Here is a 15725-nt window from a genome sequence, read left to right on the forward strand (position 1 = left end):
TCAGAAAGCGAGGGATTTATATGCTTGGTTTAGCAAAAGGTTTGACCTATACATTAAAGAACTTGACGAGGAAAAAAGTGACCTATGACTACCCGAATGAGCCGCTGCCGCTCCCTGACCGATTCCGAGGAATCCAAAAATTTTATCCTGAAAAGTGTATTGTTTGTAATCAATGTGTGACGATTTGTCCAACCGATTGTATTCAATTAACTGGTAAAAAACATCCGGATCCGTCAAAAAAAGGTAAAATCATTGATACGTATGACATTAATTTCGAGATTTGCATTTTGTGTGATTTATGTACGGAGGTCTGCCCTACAGAAGCAATCGTGATGACGAATCAATTTGAGCTGGCGGAGTATAGCCGTGATCACTTATTTAAAAATCTGGAGTGGCTGGATGAAAATGATGAGAATATCCGGAAGGTGAATAAAGTATGAGTTTGTCCGGTGAATTAATTGCCTTTTTTGGTTTGGCACTCGTCGCCATTTTAGGCGGGGTACTGTTAATTACCTTAACTAAAGTGGTGCACATGGTAATTGCACTCGTTTTTACTTTCTTGAGTATTGCGGGCATTTATATGGTACTTTCGGCTGAGTTTGTCGCCATTGTCCAAATCCTTATTTATTCAGGGGCAATTACGATTGTGATGTTATTTGGAATTATGCTCACGAAACATCAAGAAAGTGATGAACCCGCTAAAGGGGGCTGGGGGAAATTATCCTTGCTGGCAGCGATTGGTGGATTCGCCGTGGCGGTTTATCTGGGGATTTATAATCTGGATATACCTGTACAGCCAACCGCCTTGCATGAGGAAAATACAAAACAAATAGGAATCGAACTATTTTCAAAATATGTGATTCCATTTGAAGTAATGTCGGTACTCCTGCTTGTTGCTTTAGTCGGCGCCATCGTATTGGCTAAAAAGGATGATGAGGAGGAAGATCAATCATGACGGGAGTTCCCTTGTCGGCCTATCTTGTATTGGCACTCGTTTTATTTTGCATAGGGCTATATGGCGCTTTGACGAAGAGAAATGCGGTCATTGTATTGATTTCAATCGAACTGATGCTGAACGCTGCGAATATTAATTTAATTGCCTTCAGTAAATTCGGGGTAACGCCATCCATTACGGGTCAAGTGTTTTCATTATTCACGATTACAATCGCAGCGGCTGAGGCAGCTGTAGGGCTCGCTATTTTAATGTCTCTTTATCGCAATCGGAAGACGGTCAATGTTGATGAAATGGATATCATGAAGCATTGAAGGTTTATATAAATGAAGAAGGGGATTTGATACGATGATGGAGAACGCTTGGCTCATACCGATCTTTCCACTCGTCACGTTTCTGGTTCTGCTTCTATCAGGTGAGCGGTTGAGGGAACGAGGGGCTTATATAGGAATAATATGTACATTGGCTTCGTTTGTTTTATCGTTGCTTGCCTTGATAGAACGGTTTAGAGAACCTACTTATAAAATATCGATAGATTGGCTTTCCTTCGGAAGGACGCAACTTACAGCGGGATTTGAAATCAATCAGCTTAATGCATTGATGCTTGTGATCGTTTCCCTTGTCAGCCTGCTTGTCCAGATATATTCGAAGGGGTATATGAAGGATGAAGTGCGATTCTCCATTTTTTATGCTTATCTGGGCTTCTTCACCTTTGCCATGCTTGGGCTTGTCATGGCACCCAATTTATTACAACTGTATTTCTTTTGGGAATTGGTCGGGGTGGGGTCTTTCCTGCTTATTGGGTTTTACTTTTATAAAGAGGAAGCTAAGAATGCAGCAAAGAAGGCATTCATCATGACAAGGATTGGGGATGTAGGGCTCTTAATCGGTATTATTCTACTATTCTGGGAAACAGGCAGCTTTGAATATGGGGAGATCTTTCAAGCCGTTCAAGCTGGTGAGATTTCAGTTGGAAGGTTGACATTGATTGCTGTTCTGATTTTTATCGGTGCGGTTGGGAAGTCTGGACAATTTCCACTGCACACATGGCTTCCGGATGCAATGGAGGGACCGACTCCGGTTTCCGCATTGATTCACGCAGCAACTATGGTCGCTGCAGGGGTTTATCTGGTGGCTACCATGTTTCCGTTATTCCTGGCTAGTTTTGCTGCAATGCAGGTCGTAGCAATAACAGGTGGATTTACAGCCATCTTTGCCGCAAGCATTGCTATCGTGCAAAAGGATGTTAAGCGCGTATTGGCCTATTCGACAATCTCTCAGCTTGGTTTTATGATGCTTGCTTTGGGTACTGCTGGATATGTGGCGGGGGTGTTTCATTTAATGACCCATGCCTTTTTTAAAGCATTGCTGTTTTTGGCAGCAGGCAGTGTTATTCATGCTATACATACACAGGATATAGAAAAGATGGGCGGATTATGGGGTAAATTGAATTGGACGGGGCCGCTGTTCTTGACTGGCACTTTGGCGATATCAGGATTCCCCTTGCTCTCGGGTTTTTTCAGTAAAGATGAAATTCTAATGGCAGCCTGGGAGAATGGAAATTATATGTTGTTCGGACTAGCGGTTATTACCTCCTTTTTAACTGCGTTTTATATGTTCCGGCTGTTTTTCATGATGTTTGCTGGAGATTCACGCAGTCAATTAAAACAGGTCAAGGAATCACCTTCCGTCATGCTACTTCCCATGTTCGTATTGGGATTGCTTGCTGTAATCAGTGGATATATCCAAACACCTTGGTTTGGAACCTTCCTGGGAGAGTGGCTTGTGGAGGGAAATGAAAATCTTCTAGGCGCCAGCCATAGTGAGGGACCTGTTTGGATAATGTTCATGTCCGTTCTTGTATCGCTGGCCGGGATATTCCTTGCTTATACGATTTACGCTAAAAAGGGGTTACATCGGGGATGGCTTATTAAAGAAAACTCCCAGTTATATAGAATTTTGGAAAATAAGTATTATATTGATGAGATTTATTATTTCACTGTAGGCTATGCAATCAAAGGATTCAGTATATTCCTATCTTACATCGAAAGGTTCATTGTCGGTGGCTTGGTATCCACTGTTACAAGTTCAATAGAGGGATTGGGAAAAATAGGGTCTAAACTGCAAACGGGACAGGTACAGCAATATGGCATGATTGCCTTTCTGGGACTTGCGGTACTGTTGGTAATTTTTGCAGTAACTGGGGGGTATCTAAGATGAATGTCTATTTGCTCTCGCTTTTAGTGTTCTCACCACTGCTGGGCATTTTGATGGTTGCTCTTATGCCGAAAAAAGAGGAAAGGACGATTAAACAATTTGGCTTTTTTGGAACACTGCCTCCCCTTTTCCTATCGTTCTTTCTATGCAGCCAATATTATTCGGGTATGGACCTGTCCTTCTTTGACATTAAGTTGAATTGGATTAGATTTGGGAATTTGGAGATGTATGATCCCAAACTCTTCACAGTTGACTTTGAGTTCGGTCTGGATGGATTAAGTCTCATCTTCATATTACTGACGACAATCATTTCTTCACTAGCTGCAATCGCCTCCATTTATATAAAACAAGGATGGAAAGGTTATTATTTGTTATTTTTAATCTTGGAGATTGGGATGCTTGGTGTCTTCACGGCAGAAAATTTGATCCTTTTTTTCATATTTTTTGAAATGACGCTGATTCCAGCTTTCTTTTTAATTGGTAGATGGGGCTTTCTGGAAAGGGAGAAAGCGTCTTATAGTTTTCTGATTTATAATGGCGTTGGTTCGGCGGTTTTATTGGTGGTTATTTTGATTTTGTTTGCCAGGACAGGTACGACCAATATTGCGGCTTTGACACAGATTATGACAATGGGCGGTGTTTCGCTTTTTGCACCTATATCCGGTTCGATGAAGTTTGGTTTATGTCTGGCCTTTCTCGTTGCATTTGCGATAAAGCTGCCCGTATTTCCCTTTCACAGCTGGATGGTGCGGGTCCATGCAGAAGCACCTCCATCCATAGTCATGATTCATGCAGGTGTACTATTGAAAATAGGGGCATATGGAATCATCCGGTTTGGAATGGGGATATTTCCTGAACAATATAAAGGCTTGGCCTTTACCGTTGTCCTATTTGGGATCCTCAGTTTTTTATATGGTGCATTTTTAGCATTGGTACAAACGGATTTCAAACTTGTTTTAGCATACTCATCAATCTCACATATGGGAATCGTCATGATGGGGCTAGGAGCCTTGAATGAAGCGGGCATTCAGGGAGCAATTTTTCAAGTCATCTCACATGGTCTTATTGCTGCTTTGTTGTTTTTCTTGGTGGCTGTGTTGTATGAGCGGACGGGAACCACCATGCTTCCTAAGCTTGGGGGATTGGCCAAGTCGATGCCGATTTTTTCAGGTTTCATGTTAGCATGCGGGATGGCCTCACTCGGTTTACCTGGCATGTCGGGCTTCATCAGTGAATTTATGGTATTTCTTGGTTTGTTCAAGAGTCAGCCATTGCTTGCAGCAATTGGGGTGATCGGGCTGGTATTAACCGCTGTCTATATACTGAGGGCGGTCATGTTGATGACGTTCGGGAAAAATGATAGCTTGGTAGAGAAAGAGAAACGGGATCTTAAAGGCTGGGAGCTTGTACCAGCATTGGTTCTTCTCGGTTTGATAATATCCGTTGGGGTATACCCAAATTTGTTAGGCGGGCCTCTTCAAGGAACGATTGAAGCCATGATGCTAGCTCTAGGGGGGCGATGAAGGATGGAGTGGAAAACGATGCTTTCTTATGATTGGGGAGCGATGATGCCGGAATTCATCATCCTTGGAACGGCCATGTTCCTGTCGATATTGGATTTATTCTGGCCGAAGCACTTTAATCGGAGAAAACTGGCATGGCTCGCACTAACCGGAATCATTTTGGCATGTTTGTCACTGATTAGCTTACTATCCTTTGAGACAGTCAGCATCTTATCCGATACGTTTCGTTTAGATTCTTTTGCAAAAGCATTTAAGCTACTCTTATTATTTGGGGCGGGCCTAATCATTCTTCTGGCTGAAGGCTATGAACCGCAAGAGGGGCTGCGAGAGCATCGGGGGGAATTTTATTATCTGTTCCTGACCGCTTTGCTTGGAGCGATGGTCATGTCCTCAAGCGGGGATTTGATAACACTGTTCGTTGGATTGGAACTTCTTTCACTTTCATCTTATATATTAGTCGGAATACGTAAACATGATCGGAAGTCTAACGAAGCGTCCATGAAGTATGTGATAAACGGAGGTATTTCCACGGCGATCACTTTATTCGGGATGAGCTATTTATATGGAGTGACTGGTTCTGTCAATCTAGGCGAGATGAGCCGGACGATGGCTGCGATGACGGATGGTCAGCTGCAATACATTATTGGCCTCGCTTTCTTCATGGTATTTGTCGGTTTATCCTTCAAGATAGCTGCTGCCCCATTTCATATGTGGGCACCTGATGTATATGAGGGGGCACCGACACCAGTTGTAGCTTTCTTAAGTGTAATTTCGAAAATAGCAGGTTTCGTTATCATCCTGCGCATTTTTCTTTCGTTGTTCCTAACAGCTTCCGGCGATACCTTTGGAGCGCTCGACTTTTTGGAAAAAAATAATATCTATATAGCTTCATTGGCAGGTCTGACAATCATCATTGGAAATGTGATTGCGTTAAGGCAGCAAAATCTAAAACGATTGTTCGCCTATTCAAGCATCGCCCATGCGGGTTACCTCCTTGTAGCCGTGGCTACATTGGGCGGGGGATATTTCCTGATCGATACAGTCTGGTTTTACCTAATGGCTTATGTATTAATGAATATCGGTGCATTTGCAGTCATTCAGCTGCTCTCCAGTCAAAGTGGATCAGAAGACATTAGCATTCTTGCAGGACTTGGGAGGAAATCACCGTTTCTTGCCATAGGATTTACTGTATTTATCCTATCGCTTGCAGGAATTCCCGGGACGACAGGATTCATTGGCAAACTCAATATATTCCTTGGAACATTCATTACGGAACCTGGACATTTTGTCCTTGCGGGAATCATGATTGCCGGTACCGTTGTGTCCTATGTGTATTATTTCGGATTATTGGTTCAAGTCTTTTTCCGACCCATTCATTCAGGGAATGCCATTAAAATTCGTTCGGGTCTATCCACCGTGTTGATCATTTGCGTAATAGGCACCATACTTTTCGGGGTGGCGCCAAATATTGCCTTAGATTTTCTTCATGATCAATTTGGTGAATTTACAGACTTTATTTCGAGTAAATGATATAATGCCTGTATCAGAGGCTTGCTCCATTGGATCAAGCCTCTATTTACAGTTTTAAAAAGAAATTTTGCGATTTTTCCTTTTATATTCCAAATACGAAGGGGTTTTGTGTTAGAATAGAAGACGGGTGTCTTTTAGGAGGTATGTACATGTTTTCAGCAATGGGACAGCAGGCTTTAACAGGAATAATTGCACACTTGTTTTTCATTGCAGTTACCTGGTGGGCTTTACAGGCATTACACTTTGATAAAATCTTAAGATCCAATTCGGTCATCAAGGCCAGGGTTTTATATATTTTATTAACGGTTGCCATCGGTTCAGTTGTGAGTAATTTCTTCCTTGACTACCTGGGGTTTGCAAACCAACTCCCGTATATGTTTAGTAATGACTGATAAGCTGTAAGGATCTTCTTATAGCAAAATATGATTCTACTCTTGTATTCGCCATGCTTCTCCTGCCATTTGTCAGGTGGAAGGTGTCACCAATTGTCGGAAAACTCGAAGTATGATCTCTCTCCTTATGGAAAGAATGATAAAAGGGGAGGGATTTAACATGTATAATTTAAACAAAAAAGTGTTAACATACATAGTATTTCTTGGTTTGATGGTGATTTTAATTGGGAATAGTACGATTGTGGCAGAAAGTAAACCAGATATAGTTAAATTGGTGGGACTGTTACAAAAGGATAAGGATTTGGACATAGGGGATTGGTCTGTGCTCGCTAGAGAAATAAATAAAGAGATTACAACTAAACAAGAGTTTGAAAGAAAAGTTACGGCTTTAAAACGAAAATACCCTCAATTTCAATGGCACCGGAAAGATGATGCTTCCGGCTGGAAGGCAGAGGCGTTAACTTACAATGTCGATTCAGGTCTAACCGAGTCTATCAAAATAATGACAACGGAAGAGAAATTTGATAAAGTTACCTATGTCATTTACGAAGTGAAGGGAAAAGAGTGGAAAAAAGCTAATTCGGCATTTTTTACAACTATGTTCCATAACAGGGTGAATGAACTTTTTATAGGAACTCCTTCAATTTTTTCTTGTATAAAAGGGTCTATCAATGATAATATGGATTCGGTTTTAAACTCTAAAACTGAAGATCTGTTAGATATGTTCCAAGCAAGGGAAATTGAGAGTGTGCATGAAACAAACTTTACATCTATATCTGCACATTCAACATTGTTTAAACAACCTTTGACAAAAGAAAAATTAAATTTGCAGTTTGGGCTACGGACAGAAGGATTGGGTGACCGAACGAACTTTGTAGTTGGCACACCAATCATAACGTTTGAATATTAATATAGAGAAAATGGACGCGGAGGGGAATACTTTTGGAAAAAATCATCGTCCGCGGCGGAAATAGGCTTAGCGGGACAGTTAAAGTAGAAGGTGCTAAAAACGCCGTTTTGCCAGTTATCGCTGCAACATTATTAGCAAGTGATGGGAAAAGTATCATTAAAGATGTTCCTACGCTCTCCGATGTATATACAATCAATGAAGTATTGCGCAACTTAAATGCAGATGTTGCCTTTCATGACAATCAAGTAACTGTAGATGCATCAAGAGAGTTATTAGAAGAAGCACCATTTGAATATGTACGTAAAATGAGAGCTTCCGTTTTAGTGATGGGCTCATTACTAGCAAGGAATGGCCGGGCCCGCGTTGCTCTTCCTGGTGGCTGTGCCATCGGATCACGTCCTATCGACCAGCATTTAAAGGGCTTTGAAGCGATGGGAGCAAAAGTGAAGGTCGGCAATGGTTTCATTGATGCCGAAGTAGAAGGCAGACTTAAGGGTGCAAGAGTGTATCTTGACTTCCCAAGTGTGGGTGCCACTGAAAACATCATGATGGCAGCAACACTTGCTGAAGGTATTACTATTCTTGAAAATGTGGCCAAAGAGCCTGAAATTGTAGATCTTGCGAATTTCCTTAATAAAATGGGTGCCAAAGTCAGAGGTGCTGGTACTGGTACGATGAGAATCGAGGGTGTCGATAAATTATATGGCACTGAACATGCGATTATACCTGACCGTATCGAAGCCGGTACATTTATGACGGCTGCTGCTCTTACTGGCGGCAATGTTCTTGTTCAAGGCGCTGTACCTGAACACCTTACTTCCCTTATTGCTAAAATGGAAGAAATGGGCGTTGAAATTCTTGAAGAAGAAGATGGGTTACGCGTTATCGGTCCAAAAACCTTGAAGGCCATTGATATCAAAACAATGCCGCATCCTGGTTTCCCGACTGATATGCAATCGCAAATGATGGCATTATTATTGCGTGCTGAAGGAACAAGTATGATTACGGAGACCGTTTTCGAAAACCGTTTTATGCATGTTGAGGAATTCCGTCGCATGAATGCCAATATTAAAATAGAAGGTCGTTCTGTTATCGTTAATGGACCAACTAACATACAAGGTGCTGAAGTAGCTGCAACAGATTTACGTGCCGCGGCAGCGCTCATCCTGACTGGATTGGTTGCAGATGGCATTACTCGTGTTACAGAGTTAAAGCATCTTGACAGAGGATACGTGAATTTCCATGGTAAATTGGCTTCTCTAGGTGCCAACGTGGAACGTATTAACGAAGATGTACCTGCAGAAACAAAAAAAATTGCCGATTTAAACGCATAAGATAGCATATAAAACCATTCACGTTCGAGTTATTGAAACGTGAATGGTTTTTTTGTTTTGTATCAGGCATTCATGGCCTCCAGCTAAATAGTTGTCGTTTTTCTACTCATAAAAGCTTGTCCTTCGACATACATTTGTTATGTAAAGATACCTGCTGTTTACGATTATACGGCAGAGAAAACAAGTGTAGGGAGGCTCAGGAATTTGAAAGCAATCAAACCGATGATTGTACTATTCATAGCAGTAGCATTCGTAATTATCATGATTCCAGCAGTGCTTGTGCTTCCATTTTCAAATGATAAGACAAGTGGGGAGTTAGCCGAACAATTAGAAAAGAAAGTGAAGAATGAAGGTAAAGAGGTAAGTGCAAATGAAATGAGTTCCGTTGAAGTAGCCGTTTACCGTACATCTGCAAGAAAGATTGAAAAACTGCCGATTGAAACGTATTTAACTGGTGTGGTGGCAGCTGAAATGCCAGCGGAATTCGAGGAAGAGGCACTCAAGGCACAAGCATTGACAGCGAGAACCTACATTGTCAATCAGCTCCTAAGCGAAAGTCGATTAGGCTTGCCGGATGGTGCCGATGTAAGCGATACGGTCATGCATCAAGTTTATAAGAATAATGATGAGCTGAAAAAACAGTGGGGCTCTGATTATAAATCGAAGATGAAGAAAATTAACAAAGCTATAAAGGAAACAGCGGGTCAAATTCTAACCTATGAAGGAAAACCGATTACTGCGACATTTTTTTCGACCAGCAATGGCTACACTGAGAATTCCGAGGACTATTGGCAAGCGGATTTCCCCTATTTAAAAAGCGTATCCAGTCCATGGGATAAAGAGGAATCACCAAAGTTTTTTAATAAAGTTGTTGTGAATACTGCAGATTTTGAAAGCAAGCTGGGTGTAAGTCTACCATCAGGAACAACAATAGGAACTGTCATTGAAAGAACATCAGGCAATCGCGTAGGTGTGGTGGAAATCGGGGGAAAGAAAATGACAGGAAAACAGATCCGTGAAAAGCTGGGTCTGACATCATCCGATTTTAACTGGGAGCGTCAAGGCAACCAGATTGTCATCACGACAAAAGGATCTGGGCACGGGGTTGGAATGAGCCAATACGGTGCTAATGGAATGGCCAGGGAAGGGAAAACCTATGAAGACATCGTTAAATATTATTATAAAGGTGTCAAAGTTCAATCTTCAAGTAAGTGGCTGAATACGATGACGGCAAAAAAATGAGAGATGGGGAATCCCATCTCTCATTTTTTTGCGCTTAATTTTTCTATAATGGTCAAAAAGCCACGTTCATGCTTGAAATAATGATATTGGACATGAAAATACACAGCAGCTACTCCAATGATATCTTTAATTACATCTATTAAGGTAGCTGAGCGGTATGGGATGAATGATTGGTGATATTCATCTATAACTCCGTAAAAGCATGCTACTATGGCCGCCAACAAGCTTAATCCAGGTTTCAGTTTTTGGTTTGCAGCAAGAGCAGAAACCAATAATATATACAAAAGGGCAAATTCGACTAGATGAAGTGCCTCTTTGATAAATCGGTCAATTGAGGATGATGGAAGATCAAGAATCATATCATCGGGGTTGCTCGACATTATCCAAATGGCAATCATATATAGAAAAGGCAATAACGTTAACACGATTTTAAAGGTTTTTTTCATGAAATAAACACCCTTCAACAATTAGATACCAAACATTTTACCATTCTACGAATAAAATCGGTTTCATTTCCACAAAATAAATCTAAAAATTTTTTTACCTGAATGTATATAATCTTAACAAAATGTTCAGAATGATTGCTGAGGTGATTAATATGAGAGAGGAAGAAAAGAAACCAACTTCCACAATCCGACGTATACTAAAACAACGTTGGGCATTATCAGCAATCTATATCGCAAGTGCAGCCATAATCTTAGCCGCGGCCTTCTTATTACAAAATAGTTTTAATGATTCAGCTAAAGATGGCAAAGAGGAATCAGCTGAAACAGGAAAAAACTATGGTGAGCCTTCTGTCGAGGTTAATAGTAATCTTGAGACAATCAAGATGCCTGTAGCCGATGCAGACAAAACGGTTATTAAGAAACAGTTTTATGATGTGAATGCGGATGAAAAGGCACAAGAAGAAGCGTTGGTTTTCTACAACAATAGATATGAGCAAAACAAAGGTATAGACATTGCATTGAAAGATGGAAAGTCTTTCGATGTAAAAGCTTCATTAAGTGGAAATGTAACGAAAGTCCAAGACGATGCGTTACTTGGAAATTTAGTTGAAGTACAGCATGAAGATGGTGTCGTTACTCGTTATCAATCTGTTAAAGACATTAAGGTTGCAGTCGGTGACAAAGTGAAACAAGGGCAAGCAATTGCTTCAGCTGGAAAAAGCCAAATCAACGAAGAGGCGGGCGTGCATGTCCACTTCGAAATCAGAAAAGATAACATTGCGTTAAACCCGAATGATTTTATTGATAAACAAGCTTCTGCCATTCAATCGGCAACTGAAGCTGAAGGCAGCGAACTTGATGATTCAGCTAAAAAAGAAGAAACACCTGCAGTCGAAGAATCTAAAACTGATAAGAAAGAAACACCTGCAGTCGAAGAATCTAAAACTGATAAGAAAGAAACACCTGCAATCGAAGAATCTGAAACTGGCACGGATGAAGCGCCTGCCGTTGATGAAACTGACGAGAGCACTGATTTAGAGAGTGGCACGGATGAGGAAGGCTCTGTCCCAGATGAAGGTACAACTGAGGAAAGCGATTCCTTAAAAGATTCGTTAAAACAATCTAATTAAGATTAAGATTTTTAATAATATCAAAACAAAAAACCTTGAACGTTACGAATGACAACAACTGAAAAATTTGGTAAAAGGAAGCCGTTCACTTTGAACGGCTTCCTTTTTTTCTTTCTAGGAAATATTGGCCAACATGCTGAAACATTTGAATTTCCGACAAATTTCTCGGGAAATAATTAGTCCTTAAGGAAAATAAACAGATGAAAATTAGAAATAAATCCAAACCTCCTGTCCAATTAGGCATATATTCTTAACCAAGCTAATAAGATGTTATAAACCATGCAAAGAGAGTGTTTGAGGTGAGGAATCGTTTATTACAAATTATCTAATAGGTGAATAATTCTATCTTTCATTGTTTATAGGGCAGCGGTATTCGATTCGAAAAATACGAATCTCATTTCACACTTCTCACATCCAATTTGGGGAGGTCGAGTGGTGTGCACGATTACATCAAAGAAAGAACTATCAAGATAGGAAAGTATATCGTGGAAACTAGAAAAACAGTCCGCGTCATTGCAAAAGAGTTCGGAGTCTCCAAAAGCACAGTTCATAAAGACTTAACTGAGAGGCTGCCAGAAATTAATCCTGATTTGGCTAACGAAGTGAAGGATATATTGGATTATCATAAATCCATTCGTCACCTTCGAGGTGGAGAAGCGACAAAATTAAAATATAAACGATCGGAAAAAGAAGAAGAAATCGTTAAATAATCTTTGTGATATCATTCCGGCATTTGGAAGCGAATCCGCAATCAGGGAATGAATAAAGGGACATGGAATTGTGTCAGCTTTTTTCTTAACCTTGACTGCGGTTCCATGCCGGAATTTTTTTGTGAGGAAAGACCGAAGATAGTACATAAGGCATCGGATATTTTTACATATTGGCAAAATAGGTAAAAATAGTATGTATTACTGTTTATTTATAATTCATACTTACTTGTGTCAATGCAATATGGTAAAATAAACAATTAGGACAGAAGTAGGTTATATGTGAGGATATTCAAGGAGGATTTAAGAAATGTTTGCTAGAGATATTGGGATAGATCTTGGAACAGCCAATGTTCTTATACATGTCAAAGGTAAAGGAATTGTGTTAAATGAGCCTTCGGTAGTAGCGATTGATAAGAATACGAACCGTGTTCTTGCTGTCGGGGAAGAAGCTCGTAAAATGGTAGGCCGTACTCCAGGAAACATCATCGCAATTCGTCCATTAAAAGACGGGGTCATTGCGGATTTTGATGTAACAGAATCGATGCTTAAGCATTTTATCAATACATTGAATGTGAAAGGCTTCCTTTCAAAGCCTAGAATTTTGATCTGCTGCCCGACCAACATAACAAGTGTCGAACAAAAGGCGATTAAAGAAGCTGCTGAAAAAAGCGGAGGGAAGAAAGTATTCCTTGAAGAAGAACCAAAAGTGGCTGCAATCGGTGCCGGCATGGATATTTTTCAACCAAGCGGCAATATGGTCGTAGACATTGGCGGGGGTACAACGGATATTGCCGTCCTTTCAATGGGGGATATCGTTACATCTTCTTCTATTAAAATGGCCGGTGACAAATTCGATAATGAAATTTTACATTATATCAAGCGGAAGTATAAGCTGCTGATTGGTGAACGTACAGCGGAAAACATTAAAATTCAGGTTGCAACAGTCTTCCCAGGTTCCCGTAATGAAGTCATCGATATTCGTGGACGGGATATGGTTTCAGGATTACCTAGAACCATTTCGGTCAATTCGGAAGAAATTGAGGAAGCTCTTCGTGAGCAGGTTTCAATCATTGTACAAGCTGCAAAAAGCGTACTTGAGCGGACACCGCCTGAACTTTCTGCTGATATCATCGATCGCGGCGTCATTTTAACAGGCGGGGGAGCGTTGCTTCACGGGATTGATTTACTTCTCGCTGAAGAGCTTAAGGTCCCAGTACTCGTTGCCGAACACCCGATGGATTGTGTAGCAATTGGAACTGGAATCATGCTTGATAATATGGATAAATTGCCACGGCACAAATTCAACTAAAAAGCGGATGTAAATCTGCATCATAAGATAGGGGTCTAAGGTTCAGACAAACATGAGGCATAGTGAAAGTGCGTGCAGTTCTAGTACTGATGAGCAATAGGCCCTCTTCTTTTAGTCGAGAATTTAACACCATTCCTTTAAATCTGACCTAGCCTACGAAACAGACAAATTCTTCTGCCTAATGCTATTCCTTTTCCTTAAGATACTGATGTTCATGTCCGATAAGATAAATATGAGAAATTGAACAGGATAAGTTATGTAGAATGAGGAGTGAAAAGGATGTTAAGAGGTTTTTATACAGCTGCTTCCGGGATGCTTACACAGCAAAGGCGCACAGAATTGCTCACAAACAATATGTCCAATGCGAATACAACAGGGTATAAAGCAGATCAAACGAGTGTAAGGTCTTTTCCGGAAATGCTTATCAGCAAAATAGATGGCAAAACGGTTCCTGTGGAGAATAAATTGAATTTGCCTGAATTATCCCAGGTTGGGGGGCTCAGTACTGGGGTATACGTACAGGAGGCAAATCCTTTATTTACCCAAGGTACATTGGAGGAAACCGAGCTTAATACAGATATTTCCTTGGTCGATGAAAACCTTCCGCTCAATGAAGAAACCGGTCTGCAAGGGTCGGTGTTTTTTACTGTTCAGGATGGTGATGGCGGCATCCGTTATACGCGCAACGGCAGTTTCACTCTAGACGGACAAGGTTATCTGACTACACCTGCCGGTCATTATGTATTGAATGAAAATAATAATCGGATCCAGCTTGATAGCGATCAGTTCACCGTAACGGAAAACGGCGTTATTTTAGAAGGGAATGTTCAAACGGTACGTCTTGGCATCGGTTATTCAGATGATCCATCATCACAGCTCATGAAGGATGGGGAAGGCCTTTATAAGGCTGTGAATGATGGGGATTTACCTAGTGCATACAAGTCTGAAGGGGTCGGTTTTTCTACTAAGCAAGGGTTCCTTGAAGGCTCTAATGTCGACCAATCGAGAACGATGACAGAAATGATGTCGGCATACCGCTCTTTTGAAGCGAGTCAGAAGGTTCTTCAAGCCTATGATAAAAGTTTGGATAAAGCAGTCAATGAAGTTGGCAGGCTTTAATTGAACATTAGCAGAAAACCGTCTTTGGAAATTTGGACATGTAAGGGGAATATACATGAATCGTACCATGATGACAGCTACAAATACGCTGAACCAGCTTCAAAGTAAAATCGATCAAATAAGTAATAATATCGCTAATGTGGACTCGACTGCCTACAAAAAGACCCAAACGAGCTTCAATGACTTACTGACACAGAGTTTCAATAATCAACCGAGTGAGACAAAGGAAAAAGGAAGGTTGACCACACCTGGCATTCGACAGGGAACAGGTGCTAAGGTAAGCCAGTCTCAATTGGTGCTTTCACAGGGGTCCTTAAAGACAACGGACCGTAATCTTGATGCTGCATTCACTAGTGAAGACCAATTCTTCACCGTAAGCGTTCAGGACGGTAAAGGGGTCAATACAAGGCTTACAAGGGATGGCGCCTTTTATTTATCTCCAAATGCGAATGATCAGGACCAAATGGTGCTCGTTACCTCTGCTGGACATCAGGTGCTTGATGAAAATGGTAACCAGATACTTATTGACGGAAATGTTAGAGACATTAAGATTTCGGAAAATGGCTTATTGACGGTCGATACGGAAGAATACGGTGAAAAGAGTTTTAGGCTCGGCATCGTCTCGGTAAAGAAGCCGCAATTTCTTGATCAGCTAGGCGGAAATTTACTTGGCCTGCCCGGAAACATCAATGCCTTGGGTACTGAAGACGATATCATGACCGCATTAACAGGGGATTCCCGCAACCAAATAGCTATCCGTCAAGGAACTTTGGAGTCCTCAAATGTCGATCTTTCCAAAGAAATGACGGATCTTATCAATGTTCAGCGGTCTTATCAATTTCAATCCCGGGCGGTAACGATGGCTGATCAAATGAGCGGATTAATCAATGGAATCCGTTAAGTTTTCTGGA

Annotated in this window: 16 protein-coding genes; 15 read left to right on the top strand and 1 reads right to left on the bottom strand. The window is 41.0% G+C overall.

Features of this window, described 5'->3' with window-relative positions; translation table 11 throughout:
• Nucleotides 1-20 precede the first annotated feature (20 nt).
• The 10 genes from nuoI to spoIID all read left to right on the top strand — a co-directional run bounded on the left by nuoI (nucleotide 21) and on the right by spoIID (nucleotide 10100).
• Entirely contained in the window at nucleotides 21-440 is a 420-nt protein-coding gene (nuoI, locus tag ACQKKK_RS06490; RefSeq protein WP_048685828.1) for an NADH-quinone oxidoreductase subunit NuoI, read from the top strand.
• Nucleotides 437-955, top strand: a complete 519-nt coding sequence (locus tag ACQKKK_RS06495) for an NADH-quinone oxidoreductase subunit J (RefSeq protein ID WP_427614973.1) — start codon at nucleotides 437-439, stop codon at nucleotides 953-955. Before nuoI ends, ACQKKK_RS06495 begins: the two co-directional genes overlap by 4 nt.
• Nucleotides 952-1266 carry an NADH-quinone oxidoreductase subunit NuoK gene (gene nuoK, locus ACQKKK_RS06500; RefSeq protein WP_061465679.1) on the top strand — a complete coding sequence of 105 codons (315 nt, stop codon included), beginning with the start codon at nucleotides 952-954 and terminating at the stop codon, nucleotides 1264-1266. Before ACQKKK_RS06495 ends, nuoK begins: the two co-directional genes overlap by 4 nt.
• A gap of 34 nt (nucleotides 1267-1300) precedes the next feature.
• Entirely contained in the window at nucleotides 1301-3172 is a 1872-nt protein-coding gene (gene nuoL / locus ACQKKK_RS06505) for an NADH-quinone oxidoreductase subunit L (protein WP_427614975.1), read from the top strand.
• The gene (locus ACQKKK_RS06510) at nucleotides 3169-4692 is read left to right on the top strand and encodes a complex I subunit 4 family protein (RefSeq protein WP_427614976.1); all 1524 of its coding nucleotides are present in this window, start codon (nucleotides 3169-3171) and stop codon (nucleotides 4690-4692) included. Before nuoL ends, ACQKKK_RS06510 begins: the two co-directional genes overlap by 4 nt.
• A 3-nt stretch (nucleotides 4693-4695) precedes the next feature.
• The gene (gene nuoN, locus ACQKKK_RS06515) at nucleotides 4696-6222 is read left to right on the top strand and encodes an NADH-quinone oxidoreductase subunit NuoN (RefSeq protein ID WP_427614977.1); all 1527 of its coding nucleotides are present in this window, start codon (nucleotides 4696-4698) and stop codon (nucleotides 6220-6222) included.
• A gap of 149 nt (nucleotides 6223-6371) precedes the next feature.
• Complete coding sequence (locus ACQKKK_RS06520; protein WP_101223821.1) at nucleotides 6372-6614, top strand: DUF1146 family protein; 243 nt, start codon at nucleotides 6372-6374, stop codon at nucleotides 6612-6614.
• Nucleotides 6615-6774: 160 nt separating this feature from the next.
• Nucleotides 6775-7524, top strand: coding sequence for a YwmB family TATA-box binding protein (locus ACQKKK_RS06525; protein ID WP_427614979.1), 750 nt, complete (start codon nucleotides 6775-6777; stop codon nucleotides 7522-7524).
• 32 nt (nucleotides 7525-7556) lie between these two features.
• On the top strand, nucleotides 7557-8858 hold the full coding sequence (gene murA, locus ACQKKK_RS06530; RefSeq protein ID WP_427614981.1) for a UDP-N-acetylglucosamine 1-carboxyvinyltransferase: 1302 nt from the start codon (nucleotides 7557-7559) through the stop codon (nucleotides 8856-8858).
• 204 nt (nucleotides 8859-9062) lie between these two features.
• Nucleotides 9063-10100: a stage II sporulation protein D gene (gene spoIID / locus ACQKKK_RS06535; protein WP_427614983.1), complete on the top strand. Its 1038-nt coding sequence runs from the start codon at nucleotides 9063-9065 to the stop codon at nucleotides 10098-10100.
• Between the two features lie 20 nt (nucleotides 10101-10120).
• On the opposite strand, the gene ACQKKK_RS06540 is transcribed toward spoIID, so the two are convergent.
• A complete protein-coding gene (locus ACQKKK_RS06540) occupies nucleotides 10121-10546 on the bottom strand; it encodes a VanZ family protein (RefSeq protein WP_427614985.1) in 426 nt (141 codons plus the stop codon).
• 152 nt (nucleotides 10547-10698) lie between these two features.
• On the opposite strand from ACQKKK_RS06540, the gene ACQKKK_RS06545 reads away from it, so the two are divergent.
• The 5 genes from ACQKKK_RS06545 (at nucleotide 10699) to ACQKKK_RS06565 (ending at nucleotide 15715) form a co-directional block, all read left to right on the top strand.
• Nucleotides 10699-11676, top strand: coding sequence for a peptidoglycan DD-metalloendopeptidase family protein (locus ACQKKK_RS06545; RefSeq protein ID WP_427614986.1), 978 nt, complete (start codon nucleotides 10699-10701; stop codon nucleotides 11674-11676).
• 437 nt (nucleotides 11677-12113) lie between these two features.
• Complete coding sequence (gene spoIIID, locus ACQKKK_RS06550; protein ID WP_427614987.1) at nucleotides 12114-12386, top strand: sporulation transcriptional regulator SpoIIID; 273 nt, start codon at nucleotides 12114-12116, stop codon at nucleotides 12384-12386.
• A gap of 307 nt (nucleotides 12387-12693) precedes the next feature.
• A complete protein-coding gene (locus tag ACQKKK_RS06555) occupies nucleotides 12694-13695 on the top strand; it encodes a rod shape-determining protein (protein ID WP_057911932.1) in 1002 nt (333 codons plus the stop codon).
• 279 nt (nucleotides 13696-13974) lie between these two features.
• Nucleotides 13975-14814: a flagellar hook-basal body protein gene (locus ACQKKK_RS06560; protein ID WP_427614988.1), complete on the top strand. Its 840-nt coding sequence runs from the start codon at nucleotides 13975-13977 to the stop codon at nucleotides 14812-14814.
• 55 nt (nucleotides 14815-14869) lie between these two features.
• The gene (locus ACQKKK_RS06565) at nucleotides 14870-15715 is read left to right on the top strand and encodes a flagellar hook-basal body protein (RefSeq protein ID WP_427614989.1); all 846 of its coding nucleotides are present in this window, start codon (nucleotides 14870-14872) and stop codon (nucleotides 15713-15715) included.
• Nucleotides 15716-15725: the final 10 nt, after the last annotated feature.

The sequence above is a fragment of the Peribacillus sp. NPDC006672 genome (genome assembly GCF_050274955.1).
Classification (GTDB): Bacteria; Bacillota; Bacilli; order Bacillales; family DSM-1321; genus Peribacillus.